This window comes from Mesorhizobium sp. GW821-FHT04C10 (assembly GCF_059420305.1).
Window position 1 is genome coordinate 6575230 of the sequence record NZ_JBWKTL010000001.1, and the last position, 15767, is coordinate 6590996.

Consider the following 15767-nt stretch of genomic DNA (forward strand, 5'->3'; position numbering starts at 1 on the left):
TTGAAACCCTAACTGCAGACATTGCTGGGAGGGTCACCGCGTTTGCGCGCGGTGACCCGATTCAAAATCACTTCTTGAGCTGATCCAGATCCCAACAGCTGTTCGTCGACATCGTCTCCTTGCTGATGATCTTGTTTGGCGTGTACAGCGCGAACTTCACGGCGCCTGCCGGCTCTTTCGATTGCAGCAGCACCTTGATCGTGTTGTTGAGATCGCGGCCCTGGCCTTCGACATCATAGGAGATGACCTCCTTGAACGTTCCGTTTTCCACCCCTTGGCATGCCGTCTTGTTGCCGCCGCCGGATGTGATCAGATAGATGTCCTTGCCGGACTCCTGGATCGCGGCGCCCGTTCCGGCATCCATCACATCCCAGAAGCCGATGATGCCGCACAGGTCTGGATTCTGCTGGATCACCGTCTGTGCGATGCCGCGCGCCTTCGACTGATCCCAGTCGCCGGTCTGGCTGGACACGATCTTGATGTCGTCATGACCCTTCAGCGTCTCGGAGATCGCGTTGAGCTGGTAGACGCTGGCCGCTGCCGTCGCCGGCCCCTGGATGATCGCGACCTTGCCGCTCTTGCCACTTGCCTTGCCGCACTTCTCGATCATCCGATTGGCCGCATACTGGCCGATGCCATACCAGTCGGCCCCGACAAAGGCGTCCGTCTGGTAACTCGACTTCATGTTGACCTGGATCACCTTGATCCCCGCGTCCTCGGCCTTCTTCAGCGTGCGTGCGTAGGACGCGACGTCGAAGTTCTGCACCACGATCACATCGGGTTTTTCTGTGATCGCCTGGGTCAGGGCGCGCGTGCCGGTATCCGTGCTCCAGTTGGCGTCGCGGATGTCGAGGCTGTAGCCCAGCCGCTTCGCCTCCTTCTGCATGATCGCCGCCCAGCCTTCCGGCAGGTCGAAACTCATGGACATCGGCACGAAGATGACCTTCTTGCCGGCGAGTGAATCAAGTGTGGGCTGTCTCAATTCGTCGACCATGCCATCCTGCGCATGGGCGGCGCCTAATGAGAGAATGCCGGCCACGACCGCTGCTGCGGCATACTTCACTATCATCATGTTGGTTTCCTCCCGTTGGATGATATTGAGCGTCAGATATCTCCCTGCTGCGATGTCTGTTCATCGCGAGGGTTGAGAAGCGCGTCCACCATCAAGGCGCCAAGCAGCACCGTGCTTTTGACCAGGTTCTGGACGGTGTAGGAGATGTCGAGGATCGTCATGCCGTTGAGCAGGAGACCGATCAGAATCGTGCCGACCAGCACGTTGCGGACGCCTCCCCGTCCGCCGGTGAGGCCGATGCCTCCCAGGATGACCACCAGCAGAACGTCGTAGATGAGCGTCGAATTGACCATCCTCATGTTCATGCTGGCGACGGAGGCCGCCGTCACGCAACCGGCCAGAAAGGCCATGACACCCGAGAGCACGTATTGGAGAATGATCATCGGCCTGACGGGAATGCCGGTAATCCGCGCCGTCGAGATGTTGTCGCCGATGGCGTAGATGAAGCGTCCGAACCCTGTCTTGCGAAGAAAGAAATAGAGGGCGGCGGCACAGATCGCGAAAAGCCAGATCGGGATCGGGATGCCAAGAAAGCTGCCGCGCCCCAGGAACAGGAACCAGTTCAGATTGTCCGGAATATTGTTGACGTCGAGCGTGGCGATCACGCCGCGCCCCAATCCGTAAACGATCGCCGAAACAGCCAGGGTTGCAAAGATGGCGGGGATTTCGACATAGGCGATCAGAAAACCCATGATGATCGCGACGACGATGACGAAGGCAAGACCGAGCACCAAGGCGGTTGAAAAGGCATAACCCTGGTTGGCAAGGACAATCGAGAACGTCAGCGACACGGCCATCACCGCGACCAGCGAAAGATCGACGCCGCGGCCGATCACGACGACCGCCATGCCCAGGCTCAGCATGCCGAGCATGGCGACGTTCCGGATCAGATTGAGGATGTTGTCCCGGCTGAGAAAGTTGTCGAGCGTGATCGAGAAATAAGCGAAGAGGGCGATCGATACGAGGAATACGATCAGCTCCTGCGTCACGCCGATGCGATGGCCAACGCCCTTGCGCGGGGCATTCGATGCCAGGTTCTGGGGAGTGCTCGACACGGTCATTTCCCCTTTCCGGCAAAGGCAGCAAGGCCGCGCTTGGCGTCATCGCTCCTGAAAGTCCGCTGCCCCAGAATCGCTTCCTGGCGGAATGCCTCCGTCAGCGGCAGATCCTGCAATGTAAGAGCTGCTTCCTTGATCGTCTGGACAGCGGTCGGGCTCAGGCTTGCGATATGATGCGCCGTTTCAAGCGCGACACGCTCGACGTCCTGGCTGTCCACCGCCTGATTGAGCACGCCTTTGGCGAGCATCTCGGCCGCCGTGAAACGTCGCGCCGTCAGCATGATCTCCATCGCGTGGGCGTAACCGATCTGCCTGACAAGGCGCACCAGCGTGCCGCCGGCAGGCACAAAACCGAGCGTCGCTTCAGGCAGCTGGAAAATGGCGTCATGTGCCGCAATCCGGATATCGGTGGCGAGCATGATCTCGAAGCCACCGCCAAGGCACATGCCCCGGATCGCGCTTATGATCGGCTTGAAGAACCCGGGGAACTTGATATGGGCCGGGTCCCAGGCGGAAATGTCGAAAGTATCCGCGGCAAGTGCGGGAATGGATTCCTTCAGGTCGGCCCCGACGCAAAAGGCGCGCTCGCCGCTGCCCGCCAGGACGACTGCGCGAATGGCATCATCATCCTTGGCGGCCTTGAAGGCGCGGCCCAGATCTTCATACATGGCCAAGGTCAGCGCATTGAGCTTCTCCGGTCGATTGATCCGGACAGTGGCAACGTAACCGTCTTGGGTAAGATCAATCCCCATCTATATCGCTCCCCCGGCCTTGAGCGCATGCAGTTCCTCTGGAGAAAGACCCGCCAATTTTCCAAGGATCAGTTCATTGTGCTCTCCCGGCGCGGGCGCCGATTGGGGCGCGGCCTCAACCGCTCCAGAAAGCTTTATCGGCAGCCCAAACATGCCGATAAGTTTGCCGGCTATCGGAACTTTGACGATCATGTTCCGCGCGGCGATGTGCGGGTCCTCAACGACTTCCGCAATGGTCTTGATCGCGCTCAGCGGAATCTTGTCGCCCGCAATTTCTTCCAGTTCGGCCTTGGTGTAGCGGCTGAACCACCGGTTCAGCAGCGGATTGACCTTCGTCTCCGCCACTATTGGATCGAAGCGCTTCTCCATCGTGTCGATCGCAGAGTCGGACGCCTTGTCCGGCTCGCCGAACAGAGTGCAGGTAATTGCCCAAAACTTGTCCGTGTAGCCTCCGAAGAACACGTAGCCGTCCTTGCAGGGAAACTGGCCGTAGGGTCGCACAAAGGGATGTTCATTACCGAGTGGTGACGCGATCTCGTTCTTCGCGGTGTAGCGAACAACGGCATTCTCCGTGAGCGTCAGCACGGAGTCCTGTTGCGAGACGTCAACCACCTGTCCGAGGCCGCTTTTATCCGCCTCGCGCAGGGCGGCGAGAGTGCCGATGGCAGCGTACAAGGACGCCGCGAGGTCGCCGATAATGGTGCCCACGCGAACCGGTGGCCGGTCCGCATAGCCGTTCATCGACCACAACCCGCCTGAAGCCTGCCCGGTGTTGTCATAGGCAGGCTTTGATGCGTTTGGACCATTGCGACCATAGCCGCTGATCGCGGTATAGATCAGCTTGGGGTTTTCGGCTTTGAGCACCTCGTAGCCGAGATCCAGCTTGTCCATGGTTCCCGGTCGAAAATTCTCGACCAGGACGTCGGCCCGGCGTACGAGCTTTTTTAAAAGCGCCTTACCTTCAGCGGATTTGAGATTGATCGTAATTCCGAGCTTGTTGCGGTTGAACTGCGAAAAAAATGCGCTGAGTTCCTCTCCCTCTTCGCCGACGAAAGGCGGGAAGCTACGCGCGTAGTCCGGCTCGTCCGGATGCTCCACCTTGATCACGGTCGCACCAAGGTCAGCCAGCAACATCGAGCAGAACGGGCCGGCGACGACACGTGTGATGTCGAGAACAGTCAACCCGCTCAGGGGGCCCGTCCGTGTTGGAATCGCGTCATTCTGAGGTGTTTCGATCACGTCATTCTCCCGGAAAACAAGCCTGGGAGATATCTGCCCGGATTTTTGGATCGCGCAATGAACATTGCCGGTCGCCGCATCGCCGACCGACCGCAAATGATTTTTCAGCATCGCGGTACAGCATGATCTCAGACCTTTTCCGCCCGGATCAGCTCAAGCACATCCTTGGCGCGATCGACGCGTACGTCATGGTTGGCGGACAGCGTCGACGCCACTCTGTCGATCTCGTCACCGGTCGCGCCGGCGACGATTGCGATGTTGCGGGCATGCAACGCCATGTGGCCGCGCTGGATGCCCTCGGTGGCCAAGGCGCGCAATGCCCCCATGTTCTGTGAAAGCCCAACAGCCACCGCCACCTCGGCAAGCTCCTGGGCACTCTCGACGCCGAGGATCTTGAGGGCTGCGCGGGCTGCCGGATGGGTCTTTGTCGCACCGCCGACAAGGCCCAGGGCCATGGGCATTTCCAGGGTGCCGACGAGATGGCCCTTGGCATCGAGCTCCCAGGTCGACAACGCGGTGTACCGCCCTGAGCGCGAGGCCCACACATGCGCGCCCGCTTCTATGGCGCGCCAGTCATTGCCCGTGGCCACCACGATCGGATCGATGCCGTTCATGATGCCCTTGTTGTGGGTGGCGGCACGATAGGGGTCGACGATGGCAAGGGCGCATGCCTCGGCAATGCCGCGGGCGATGCGGTCACCCTTGTATTCGTCGGTCTGCAGCGTCTCGGGGGCGACGGTCACCATTGCGCGCGCGATGCGCAGATCGGCGAAGTTCGACAGGATGCGGAGCCGCACCACGCCGCCGCTTATCGCTTCGATCATCGGTGCGACGGCTTCAGCCATCGTGTTCACCGTGTTTGCGCCCATCGCATCACGCACATCGACGATCAGGTGAACGACAACCATGGGGCCGGCATTCGTCTGATCGAAGACGTGGACTTCGACATCGCGGCACCCTCCCCCAAGCGATATCAGGACCTTGTCCTTGAGATTTGCAGCGGCGATGATCGCCTCGCGTTCCCTCAGGATGCGGGCGCGGGCACCATGCGGGTCGCGCACCTGGAGAACCTGCACCTGAGCCCGCATGATCGGCCCGGTGCTCGACGTGAAGAAGCCGCCGCTCTTGCGGGCAAGACGGGCCATGTACGACGCTGCTGCCACGACAGATGGCTCCTCGACGGCCATCGGAATCAGGTAATCTCGGCCATTGATTGTAAAATTTGTGGCCACGCCGATCGGCAGCTCAAATGTCCCAATGACGTTCTCGATCATGCCATCGGCCAGCGCAATCGGGAGGCCGCCGCCTGCAAAAACGCTGCGTTCGGCATCGGTGAGCGACATCACATCGCCCACCCGGCCAAGTCTCTCAGCTGGTGAAAGACTACGCAGATTTTCGAGTCGAGAATTAATGGCGGAACGTGTTCCGCCGTCGTCTTTGCCCCTCACAGGCGCCTCCCACGCGATGTGTCATTTTCTTCTTGATACAAGATTGGACATTGTTACTATGCATTGAAAGATACAGATTTGAGAATTTGTCGCCATCTGTATCCATGTCGGAGCATGTATGACGACGGAAACGAGCGGCGGAAAAGTTGGCGCAACCCTTGCGGAAAACATTGCAGCAAGGCTAATCGACGAGATTACCACAGGCATCCGCGTCCCCGGAAGCAAACTGCCCTCGATCCGGATCGCTGCCCGCGAATATGGCGTGTCTAATAATACTGTAGTTGCGGCGTACGACCGATTGACAGCATCTGGCCACATTAGGTCACAGGCACGATCCGGCTTCATTATCAGCGACATGGCGCCGGCAAACGGCTCGAGGCCCAAACACGTATCGGAAGCTGTCGATATCGCTTCACTGCTCAATGCGCAGCTTGAAGAGAGCTTCGAGATTCGCGTTGGCGACGGGCGCCCGCCTCCTTCGTGGACGGAGGAATCGGAAATCAGGCGACATCTTGGGCTGCTCGGTCGTGGCCCATCTTCCAGTGCGGACGGCTATGGCTCGGCCTGGGGCTTTCCGCCACTGCGCCGGCAGATCGCCGAGCGCCTGGCGAAACAGAATATCCAGGCTACCGAGAAAAACATACTGCTTACGTTTGGCGCCAACCACGCGCTTGATCTCGTCATCAGAGCCTTCCTTTCTCCCGGCGATGTCGTGCTGGTAGACGAACCGGGTTACTACCCGCTCTTCGCAAAGCTGAAGCTTGCCCAAGTCAGGGTCGTCGGCGTGAAGCGTCTACCGGACGGCCCCGATGTCGAGGATTTTTCTGCAAAGATTGCCGCAGAACGGCCAAAGCTGTTCATAACCCAATCAGTCGGACACAATCCGACTGGCGGCTGTATCAGTCTGCCATCGGCCCATTCCGTTCTGACGATCGCGGCCAAGCACAACATCACGATCGTTGAAGACGACCCTTTCGCAGACTTGTCTTTGATCCCGCCCAACCGGCTTGCGACCCTCGACCAACTCAATCACGTCATCTCGATCGGAACCTTCTCAAAAACGCTTTCCGCCAGCCTGCGCTCAGGACACATAGCCGGCAGGGCCGACAAGATCGCAGCGCTTGCCGAACTCAAGATGCTGACGACTGTCAACAGCTCTGGCTATGTCGAGCGGCTTCTTTATCGGCTGATAGCGGAGGGGCACTACGATCGCCACCTCAAACGGCTAGCGCAGCGCATAGAGACGGCTGCTAACCGCGTGCACACCGCCCTGAGTCGATCCGGCCATAAAGTCTTCGCAGGGAATGGCGGCGGCTATTATCTCTACCTTCTCCTCCCGGACACAGTCGATGACATCGAGTTGGCTAGATGTGGCGCGCAGGAAGGAATCTTCATAGCGCCTGGCAGCGTATTTTGTCTCGACAAACAGAACCCCCTGGCAGCTGGGATCCGTATCAACGTTGCGCGCGCTGACGATGAAAAGTTCTTCGATTTCCTCCTGCGAAGGCTTTCTTAGGCAGACCGATGGTCGCCGAACCCTGGGACTTGGACGACCTTTGCTCGCCACCTTCTTCAAAACGAAAGTGAAAAATCCGACACCCGCCGCAAACAGTTTCGAGCATAAGCCGCACGGAGAAGCCATGAAAAGAATACCCACCATCCAGGGGCTGAGAGCCTTGGAAAGCTTCGCTCGCCACGGCTCAGTCTCGAAGGCGGCAGAGGAGATGCGCCTGACACGCAGTGCTGTCAGTCATCAGTTGCGCTTGCTCGAGCAGGATTTGGGTTTTCAGCTATTCGAACGGTTCGGACCGAGAATCGAATTGACCGAGCACGGCCGGGGATATGCCTTCGATGTCAGAAATGCTTTGAACGCAATCGTGGGCTCTGCCGTTCGCTATGCCAACAGTGGATTATCCGGACGGGTCACCGTTTCATGCCCACCCGGTTTCGCGTCAAGCTGGCTCTGCAGCCATATCGGCAGCTTCGTGGACGCGCACCCCGACATCGAACTGTCAGTGATGACGCCGCTTTGGTACGATGATGTTTCGAACACGTCGGCGGATATTTTCATAGCCTTCGGTGACGGCCACTGGCCGAATATGCGCTCAGAACTACTGGTAAAAAGTGAATTCATACCGCTGTGCAGCCCGTCGCTCTTTTCCGGCAACTCGACAATAAAATCTCCGTCCGATTTGAAGAATGTAAGATTTCTGCACATGATCAACGACATCAGCTACTGGGACGACTGGATGACCCTGGCGGGCCTGGACCCGTCGATAAGTCATACAGGCGTTACCTTTGCCGACATGAACCTCGCCTATTCGGCAGCTGTAGCGGGGCAAGGGGTTTTCCTCGGCGACGAGTTTCTTTGCCGTTCTGCCATCTCAAGCGGTCTTCTGGTCAGTCCGTTCGATCTCTACCTGCCGTCAAACGAGTCCTACTACCTAGTCGTCTCGCACGCCCGGGCAGACAGCAAACCTGTGACGGCTTTCTGCAATTGGCTCAAAGATGAAGTTCTGAAAAATTCCGCAGGCAGCCGGGCCGCCAAGCACTGATGTCAAATTCTGCTTGAAATTAGCGTAGATCGATTTCGATTGTGATCTCCAGAGGTGCCGAATAGCCTTCACGAGGCATCGAGACAGCTCAAACACCGTCCGAAAATTCGCTCCGACGTGTCCACAGGATCAACCCAGACCAGCGGCACGCGCCCAGCCGCGCGTGGCACTCATCTGTTTGACCTTTGAAACACAAAGCGGAATGCGCACTGCCTAAGGAAGCCAATGTCAGAATTTGCCCCCACGGAAACGTCGTCAGTCATGGGCATGCCGCTGCCGTTTACGAACGGAGAATATAAGCAGCGCATCGATGCGGTCCGCAAGACAATGGCCGCCGAAAAGCTTGACGCTCTGCTTCTCTATCATCAGGAAAGCATGTTTTACCTATTTGGCTACGACCAGATTGGCTACTACATTTATGCGACTGCGATAGTGACCGCTGACAGTCCGGATATTGTCGTCCTCTGCCGCGGCTTTGACCACGACATGATTGCCGGCCTGCCCTATGTCAAAGACGTCCGGCACTGGCAGGACGACTCGGCTCTCGGCCCCATAGGGGAAACGGTCGCGTTGCTAGGCGACCTTCAATTGCTGAAGCCCGGCGCGCGCATAGGCATCGAACTGGGCACGCATGCTCTGTTGCCGCACTACTACAAACAGCTCTACCAGACATTGCCGGGCGACTGTACGCTGGTTGAGGCGTCGGACCTCGTGACTGAACACCGCCTGCGGAAATCGGATGCGGAAATCGTTTACATGCGTGAGGCCGGAAAGGTGATGGATGCCGCCTACGCCGCAGCATTCGAGGCCTTGCGGCCCGGCGTTCTGGAAACGGAGGTTCTAGGGTCGGCATTGATGGGAATGTTTCGTGCCGGAGGGCACTTCCCCGCCATCGTGCCGCCCTTCGCGAGCGGCCCACGCACCATGTCGAAGACCCATGGCTCGGCTGTCGACCGCCGCATCCTGCCGAACGAACCGGTGACGATCGAGCCCGCCAGTTCGCGTCACCGCTATCACGCGATTGGCGTGCAAACGCGTTGGATGGGCGAGCCGCCGAGGGAGGTCCAGGAGAGCTTCGACGGAATTCTCCATGCACATGCCATGGCCAAACCGTCGATTCGTCCGGGCGTATCTGCTGCGGTGGTGGCTCGCGAGATAAGTCGCGCGCTCGAAGAGCTTAACATCTCCCGTCCGGGTGGCCATCACGGCTATGGCACGGGAATTGGCTATCCCCCAACATGGGTGGACACACTCCGCATCAAGGAAACAGACACGCATGTCCTGGAAAAGAACATGACATTTTTCCTCATGGGGCATTGGACCATAAAAAGGGGAGATGTGCCGGTGGAGTTGTTCGTTGGAGAACCCATACTTGTGACGGAGAATGGCTACGAGAACTTGTCCCTCACGCCGCTCAGTCTTGTATAGCCTTCAGAACGCGCCGGTATGAAGCTAGCGCATCGATTGGGTCGCGACGCCTCTTTGAGGGCGAGTGATTTCTGTCTGCCGTTTGCGTCTGTTACTTCGTGGAATGGCATTAGGCACTACAGCTCAGCAGCCGGTGTTTGAGCGTGACCGGATCGCCCGCAAAACGTCGCGTCGAGGTTCCTTTCCACTACGGTAGAAGAGTCCAAGGCCGGTGCGTAAAGTGTTGAAAAAGCGCATAGCTTCGCCTCATGCTGACAACTCAGAACAACCTCGTTCCCTTCTCTTTAGGCAAGCGTCGATGTCAAATTCTGATTGAAATCAGCGTAGATCGATTTCAATTGTGATCTCCAGACATGCCGAATAGCCTTCTGAAAGGAGGCTGCATGGCAAGCTCGAAAACCGCATCAGAAATCACCGCTCAGGGCATCGGCAAGACCTATGGTGACTTTCATGCGCTCAGCGATATCTCGCTGAACATCAAGCGCGGCGAGTTCATGACCCTGTTGGGGCCTTCAGGTTCGGGCAAGACAACGTTCCTGATGATTCTCGCGGGTTTCCTACAAGCCACCTCCGGCCGCCTTTTCAAGGATGGCGACGATATTACCCGCCTTCCAGCGGAAAAGCGCGGCTTCGGAATGGTCTTCCAAGGTTACGCGCTCTTCCCGCATATGTCGGTGGAGAAAAACATTACTTTCCCGCTTCAGGTCCAGGGCAAGTCAACCGTGGAAATCCGGTCCCGCGTTAACGACATGATCGACAAGGTGGGATTGCGCGGCCATGAAAGGAAGCGTCCGGCAGACCTTTCCGGTGGCCAGCAGCAGCGCGTGGCGCTCGCCCGCGCGCTCGTCTTCGAGCCCTCAGTGCTGTTGCTCGACGAACCGTTTTCGGCGCTCGATAAGAATCTGCGCGGCTCAATGCAGGAGGCCGTCCGCCACCTGCATCAGGAAACCGGCAAGACATTCGTCTTCGTGACCCATGACCAGTCCGAGGCGCTGACACTTTCAACACGCGTGGCGATCTTCAACCATGGCAAGCTGCAACAGGTCGCAACCCCACGCGACATCTACGAGCGGCCAGCAAATCGTTTCGTGGCCGAATTTCTTGGCCACATCAACATCCTGCCCCTGGTCGGCGCATCCGCCAACGGCAACAACGCCGAGGCCAGATGCTGCGACCATACCATACGTGCAACTGCAAGTGCCGGTGCGCCGTCCTCCAACTTTGCCATACGGCCGGAACATATGTTGCTGACTCTGGAAAAGCCGGTATCCGGCAATGTGCTGCCAGTGACGATCCAGTCCGTAACCTATCTGGGATCGATGACGCGGTTCACGGCAAAGATCGACGACGGTTCGGCGCTGACGCTCGAGACGCCCACGCCTGCAGCAGCCTCCAGTCTCGTCGCCGGCACCCACGCGTGGGTCGGCTGGGAAGTAGATCAGGGATACTTCCTCTGACGACAAATCCGTGGCGCGACGGACATGATCGCGATCGAAATCGAACATGCAACCATAACAACGGAGGTGAACATCATGACTGGCAATTTTGAAAAAGACTGCATCGATATCCTGGACCAAAAAGTGGCAAGGGGGGAGATCTCACGTCGCCGATTCACCCAGATCGCGGCCTTGCTTCTGCTTGGGGCGCCTGCAGCGCTGAAGGCCAAGGGCGCAACGGCAGCCGCCAACGAACTCGTCTTCGTGAACTGCGGTGGCGATGCCAGCATGGCCTTCACCAAAGCGTTTGGAGACGCTTTTAAAAGTAACACGGGGGTTTTGGTCAAGCAGGACAGCACGTGCGGTACCGAGGGCGCGATACAGGCTCAGTTTGGATCGGGCAAACCAGGCTGGGACGTCGTCGACGCCGACCCGTTCTCGGCCGAAGCGCTGGGCAAGAAAGGCATGATGGAGGAAATCGACTACTCGATTGTCGACAAGAACAAGATGCGACCCGGCTATGGCTGGAAATATGCCGCATCCAGCTACTTCTACTCCTATGTCATCGCCTACGATTCCTCGAAATTCGGAGACAAGGTGCCGACCGGCATGGCGGATTTCTTCGACGTCGACAAGTTTCCGGGCAAGCGCTCCCTTTATAAATGGGGCGCCGGCATGTGGGAAGCGGCGCTCCTCGCCGATGGCGTGGCCCCTGACAAGCTCTATCCGCTTGACCTCGACCGCGCCCATAAAAAGCTGGCCGCCTTCAAAGACCATGTTGTGTCCTATTGGGGCGGTGGCGGCGAAGCTGCTTCGATCCTGCTCAATGGTGAAGCCTCGATGGCTCTCATCTGGTCGAGCCGCGCAAGCGTGATTGAAAAGGATTCCGGTGGCACAATTAAGTTCACCTGGGATCAAGGCTTGCTGGAACCCGGTTCGATGGCTGTCTTGAAGGGCAATCCGGGCGGCAAGGACAACGCGATGAAGTTCATCGCATCCGCGCAGGATCCGGAGAAGCAAATCGTGTTGTTCGACCTGCTGGGGATGGGTCCGACCAACCCGGCGGCCGATGCGCTAATTCCGGAGGAGAGACGGCGATACAATCCTGTCGATCCGGCCAATATGTCCAAGCAGATCCCAATCGATGTGACTTGGTACGAGACCAATTACGGCCCGGCACTCGACGCCTATACCAAGATCATCGCAGCCTGACGATCCTGCAAGGGCTCGGGACCAATCCCGAGCCCTTCACCGGACACTTGATCCTCGGGGCCAGTCGCCCAAGAACAGGACGCGGTTTCATTTGAGGCCGCCGGCCACTTTTGCCGCGAGTGACAGGCGGTGGCGGGCAAAGCCACGTACATGAGCGCGCATGATGAGCGTCGGAAAATTTGAAGCCTGGAAGTGACGCGCTATGAGCTACTTCACGAAATCCACGCTCCTGATAGCCCCCCTGCTGCTGCTTCTTATACTCACCTACATCGTACCATTCCTCGGCGTGGTGAGATGGAGCTTCACGCTCCCCACGCCCGTCTTCGACAACTACGCAAGAGCCGTCACCGACCCGCTGATCATCTCCGTTTTCGTCCGCACCTTCCGCATATGCCTTTTCGTAACCGCTTTTGCCGTCGCGGCCGCCTACACGATCGCGTTGATCTGGGTACGCGGCACGCACGCGCTGCGGCTGATCGCTGAACTCTGTATCCTTATCCCATTCTGGATCTCCGTGCTGACACGCGCTTTTGGCTGGGTGGCGCTACTGTCGAACCGGGGGTTGGTCAATACGTGGCTGATGCAACTCGGCTTCGTGAGCGAACCGCTGACGTTAGTGCGCAACGAGTTCGGCGTTATACTGGGCATGGTGCACTTCCTCATTCCATTTGCGGTCTTCCCGATCGCCTCCGCCATGCGCAGCCTCGACGAGCGCGTGCTGCTCGCTGCGCGCGGCATGGGAGCGTCGCGCATCCGCACGTTCTGGCAAGTCTTCCTGCCCATGACGGGGGCCGGAGTTCTAGGCGCCACCATCTTGGTCTTCGTCTTTGCGCTCGGCTTTTTCATCACGCCGGCGATCTTGGGTGGCGGCAGGTCTGTCATGGCAGCGGAACTGATCTATATCCGCATCTTCCAAAGTCCGGATTGGGGCCTTGGTGCCGCAATCAGCGTACTGATGATGGCCATTGTCGGGATTTTACTTGCACTCCTCACGCGCCATGCGCGCCCCCAAAACATGCTCTAAGGCAAGCGACGAATGATGCACAGACCAAGCACCATCGCCATCATACTCGCCGGTCTCGTTGCGGTCTTTCTGCTGCTGCCGCTCGTTGCCGTGGTGCCGGTATCCTTCACCCCGGCCCGCTTCCTCTCCATGCCGAACGGCGACTGGTCGCTTCGGCACTATCGCGAGTTGATCGACAACCCGGCGTGGATGGAGGCGGCACTGCTATCCTTCCACATCGCGTTCACAAGCGCCTTGATCGCCACTTGTCTGGCGCTGGCATTCAGCCTCGGCATCTGGATGTTCCAACCACGGTTCGCAAGCTTGTTAGTCGGTCTGGTCCTGATGCCGATCGTTGCCCCTCCGGTCGTATCCGCGATTTCGCTCTATTTCTTCCTGATCTCGCTTTCGAAACTGGACGAAGTCGTTGGCTACGATACCCCGATCGGCGTTGCCATCGCGCATTCCGTGATGATAGCCCCCTTCGCTGTCGTGCTGATCACCGTGGCACTTTCGCAGGTTGACCGCCGCACTGACCTCGCCGCGCGCGGTTTCGGTGCCGGTGTCTTGCAACGCATCTTCAGGGTCATCCTCCCGAATATACGCTTCGGAGTATTCACGGCGTTTTTCCTGGCCTTCGTGTTGTCGTGGGACGAAATCGGCGTCACCCTCTTCATAACCTCCGTCAATGTGGTAACGCTGCCACGCATGATGTGGATGGGCCTACGCGACAATGTCGATCCGGCCATTGCCGCGATTTCGGTTGTGCTATTGGTGATTGTGTTCGCCGTTATCCTCGGAAAACGGCAATTTCATTATACTTGAGATACTTGAGCGATAGGCGGCGAAAGAAGGCCTATCCAGCCGCTGCCATTAATCAGTGACCGCGCAACAGTCGCGCTATTCAACTGCCTATACCCAAGTCTCGAAGCTTGTGCACGCGTCGGTAATGGAACATCGGCCGTTTATTGACCTAGCCATAGACTAGGGATTGATGACCCACGATGAGATGCTGGACATGCTGCACAAAAGCACTGCTTACAACGAGGAGGTCGCCTGAGGCCACTCGCCACCCTGCGAGATTGTCTGACGGGCAACCGTTATGGTTCCCGCGTTTAGCGCGACCGCAGCTGCCTACGGCGAGGTGATCGACGGGCGATGATTGAACGCCCCTGGCCTCATTCGCTATGGAGTTATCTGTAAACAGTGGACTTGAGAGCCCGACCGCTTTCATCAGTTCATCCATACATCCTGACACTCTAGTCGCTTCGTCAACTCCTAGCTAGCTGTGGAGCCTCAACAGGTTGTCCTTGGTCAGACCGAGGCGGCTGATAGGTGGTTTTGATTGTAAGCTGCCATGTGGCCTGTGCCAATTGTAGCGATGAAGCCAGCGTGGCAGTTCGGCGGTGCGTTCGTTAGAAGTGTTGTAGGCGCGGGCATAAGCCCATTCGCGCAGGCTCGTCTGAATGAACCGCTCAGCCTTTCCATTGGTCTTGGGCGTGTACGGCCTGGTGAAGATCTGACGCAGACCCAGACGTTTGCAGGCTGCCCGGAAAGCTTTTGACCGGTAGCAGGAGCCGTTGTCGGTCATCACGCGCTGCACTTTGATGCCGAGGCTGGCGTAGTAAGCGATGGCAGCTTCGAGGAAGGTGACAGCGCTCTCCTTGCGCTGGTCTGGCATGACTTGGACGAAAGCGACGCGCGAGGCATCGTCGATGCAGACGTGGACGAACTCCCAGCCGATGCCGAGAAAGTATGACGCCTCCACGCTGATCGACCTTGATAGTTACCCGATTGCGGACCTTGAGAGCGAGGGTGCTTTGGCCCTCATCGCGCGGTACAGCGAGAGCCTTGCCACGCGTGGTGCGGTGCGAATGGACGGGTTTCTGCGTGCTGACGCTATCGATGCCATGGCTGCGGAGGCAAAAGTATTGGCTCCTTTAGCCTATCAACAAAACGACGAGTTTACAGCCTATATCGGCCAGAAGTTGCCCGACAGCCTGCCGTCTGATCACCCGTGCCGGAATCTGCAGCGCACCGCGCAAGCTGCCGTCGCCTTCGACCTGATCTCGGACGACGCGGCAGTTAGAGCCTTTTACGAGTGGGCGAACCTGACCGCTTTCATCGGCGCCGTCCTCGGAAAGTCGAGCTTCTATCGTAGCGCCGATCCGCTGGCGGCGTGCAACCTTGCCTATATCGGAGACGGTCAGGAGCTTGGCTGGCACTTCGACAGTTCCGAGTTTTCCGTGACCTTGCAGATCCAGGCTCCTGAAGAGGGCGGCGTATTCGAATTCGCGCCGAATATTCGAACCGACGCAGTCGAAAACTTCGAAGCTGTCGGCGACGTCCTCTTGGGTGGCGACAAAAGCGTTGTTCGCTCGCCGTGCCGTGCAGGCACGCTGTCGATCTTCCGTGGACACCATTCCCTACATCGTGTGACCCCCGTTGGAGGGACTACTCCGCGAATAACAGCGGTGCTGACCTATGCAGAAGTTCCCGATTTCAGAGTCAGCGACTATTCCCGGAAGTTGTTTTATGGGCGTCTCGCGTAATAGAACGTATGC

13 protein-coding genes and 1 pseudogene are annotated in these 15767 nt (G+C 58.3%); 8 read left to right on the top strand and 6 right to left on the bottom strand.

From position 1 onward, the window contains the following. Positions 1-67 precede the first annotated feature (67 nt). The 5 genes from AC07UC_RS31510 to AC07UC_RS31530 are packed head-to-tail and all read right to left on the bottom strand — an operon-like array spanning position 68 to position 5569. Complete coding sequence (locus tag AC07UC_RS31510; protein WP_494908580.1) at positions 68-1072, bottom strand: sugar ABC transporter substrate-binding protein; 1005 nt, start codon at positions 1070-1072, stop codon at positions 68-70. Between the two features lie 32 nt (positions 1073-1104). Next, the gene (locus AC07UC_RS31515; RefSeq protein ID WP_494908581.1) at positions 1105-2127 is read right to left on the bottom strand and encodes an ABC transporter permease; all 1023 of its coding nucleotides are present in this window, start codon (positions 2125-2127) and stop codon (positions 1105-1107) included. 2 nt (positions 2128-2129) lie between these two features. After that, positions 2130-2882 carry an enoyl-CoA hydratase/isomerase family protein gene (locus tag AC07UC_RS31520; RefSeq protein ID WP_494908582.1) on the bottom strand — a complete coding sequence of 251 codons (753 nt, stop codon included), beginning with the start codon at positions 2880-2882 and terminating at the stop codon, positions 2130-2132. After that, positions 2883-4232 (bottom strand): CaiB/BaiF CoA transferase family protein, encoded by a 1350-nt coding sequence (locus AC07UC_RS31525; protein ID WP_494908583.1) that lies wholly within the window; start codon positions 4230-4232, stop codon positions 2883-2885. Between the two features lie 17 nt (positions 4233-4249). Then, positions 4250-5569: a hydroxymethylglutaryl-CoA reductase, degradative gene (locus AC07UC_RS31530; protein ID WP_494908584.1), complete on the bottom strand. Its 1320-nt coding sequence runs from the start codon at positions 5567-5569 to the stop codon at positions 4250-4252. Positions 5570-5687: 118 nt separating this feature from the next. On the opposite strand from AC07UC_RS31530, the gene AC07UC_RS31535 reads away from it, so the two are divergent. The 7 genes from AC07UC_RS31535 to AC07UC_RS31565 all read left to right on the top strand — a co-directional run bounded on the left by AC07UC_RS31535 (position 5688) and on the right by AC07UC_RS31565 (position 14028). Then, a complete protein-coding gene (locus tag AC07UC_RS31535) occupies positions 5688-7085 on the top strand; it encodes an aminotransferase-like domain-containing protein (RefSeq protein WP_494908585.1) in 1398 nt (465 codons plus the stop codon). 40 nt (positions 7086-7125) lie between these two features. Then, positions 7126-8124 carry a LysR substrate-binding domain-containing protein gene (locus tag AC07UC_RS31540; RefSeq protein ID WP_494908586.1) on the top strand — a complete coding sequence of 333 codons (999 nt, stop codon included), beginning with the start codon at positions 7126-7128 and terminating at the stop codon, positions 8122-8124. A 225-nt stretch (positions 8125-8349) separates the two neighbouring features. Further along, on the top strand, positions 8350-9552 hold the full coding sequence (locus AC07UC_RS31545; RefSeq protein ID WP_494908587.1) for a M24 family metallopeptidase: 1203 nt from the start codon (positions 8350-8352) through the stop codon (positions 9550-9552). Between the two features lie 383 nt (positions 9553-9935). Beyond that, entirely contained in the window at positions 9936-11009 is a 1074-nt protein-coding gene (locus AC07UC_RS31550; RefSeq protein ID WP_494908588.1) for an ABC transporter ATP-binding protein, read from the top strand. Positions 11010-11084: 75 nt separating this feature from the next. Then, the gene (locus AC07UC_RS31555; RefSeq protein ID WP_494909017.1) at positions 11085-12200 is read left to right on the top strand and encodes an ABC transporter substrate-binding protein; all 1116 of its coding nucleotides are present in this window, start codon (positions 11085-11087) and stop codon (positions 12198-12200) included. Between the two features lie 202 nt (positions 12201-12402). Next, positions 12403-13224 (top strand): ABC transporter permease, encoded by an 822-nt coding sequence (locus AC07UC_RS31560; protein WP_494908589.1) that lies wholly within the window; start codon positions 12403-12405, stop codon positions 13222-13224. A 12-nt stretch (positions 13225-13236) separates the two neighbouring features. Beyond that, complete coding sequence (locus AC07UC_RS31565) at positions 13237-14028, top strand: ABC transporter permease (RefSeq protein WP_494908590.1); 792 nt, start codon at positions 13237-13239, stop codon at positions 14026-14028. Positions 14029-14485: 457 nt separating this feature from the next. Here the strand turns inward: AC07UC_RS31565 and AC07UC_RS31570 are convergent. Continuing rightward, positions 14486-14950, bottom strand: a pseudogene (locus AC07UC_RS31570) (integrase core domain-containing protein); the annotation flags it as partial. Between AC07UC_RS31570 and AC07UC_RS31575 the strand changes: the two are divergent. After that, positions 14946-15755, top strand: a complete 810-nt coding sequence (locus tag AC07UC_RS31575; RefSeq protein WP_494908591.1) for a HalD/BesD family halogenase — start codon at positions 14946-14948, stop codon at positions 15753-15755. The pseudogene AC07UC_RS31570 and the gene AC07UC_RS31575 sit on opposite strands and share 5 nt — an antisense overlap. The last annotated feature ends 12 nt before the right edge of the window (positions 15756-15767 follow it).

Bases quoted from the DNA above. Each gene is read 5' to 3' on its own strand.
- AC07UC_RS31575 (WP_494908591.1), top strand. From the start codon at position 14,946: ATGCCGAGAAAGTATGACGCCTCCACGCTGATCGACCTTGATAGTTAC.
- AC07UC_RS31555 (WP_494909017.1), top strand. From the start codon at position 11,085: ATGACTGGCAATTTTGAAAAAGACTGCATCGATATCCTGGACCAAAAA.
- AC07UC_RS31565 (WP_494908590.1), top strand. From the start codon at position 13,237: ATGATGCACAGACCAAGCACCATCGCCATCATACTCGCCGGTCTCGTT.
- AC07UC_RS31520 (WP_494908582.1), bottom strand. From the start codon at position 2,882: ATGGGGATTGATCTTACCCAAGACGGTTACGTTGCCACTGTCCGGATC.
- AC07UC_RS31545 (WP_494908587.1), top strand. From the start codon at position 8,350: ATGTCAGAATTTGCCCCCACGGAAACGTCGTCAGTCATGGGCATGCCG.
- AC07UC_RS31510 (WP_494908580.1), bottom strand. From the start codon at position 1,072: ATGATGATAGTGAAGTATGCCGCAGCAGCGGTCGTGGCCGGCATTCTC.
- AC07UC_RS31525 (WP_494908583.1), bottom strand. From the start codon at position 4,232: ATGCTGAAAAATCATTTGCGGTCGGTCGGCGATGCGGCGACCGGCAAT.
- AC07UC_RS31535 (WP_494908585.1), top strand. From the start codon at position 5,688: ATGACGACGGAAACGAGCGGCGGAAAAGTTGGCGCAACCCTTGCGGAA.
- AC07UC_RS31560 (WP_494908589.1), top strand. From the start codon at position 12,403: ATGAGCTACTTCACGAAATCCACGCTCCTGATAGCCCCCCTGCTGCTG.
- AC07UC_RS31550 (WP_494908588.1), top strand. From the start codon at position 9,936: ATGGCAAGCTCGAAAACCGCATCAGAAATCACCGCTCAGGGCATCGGC.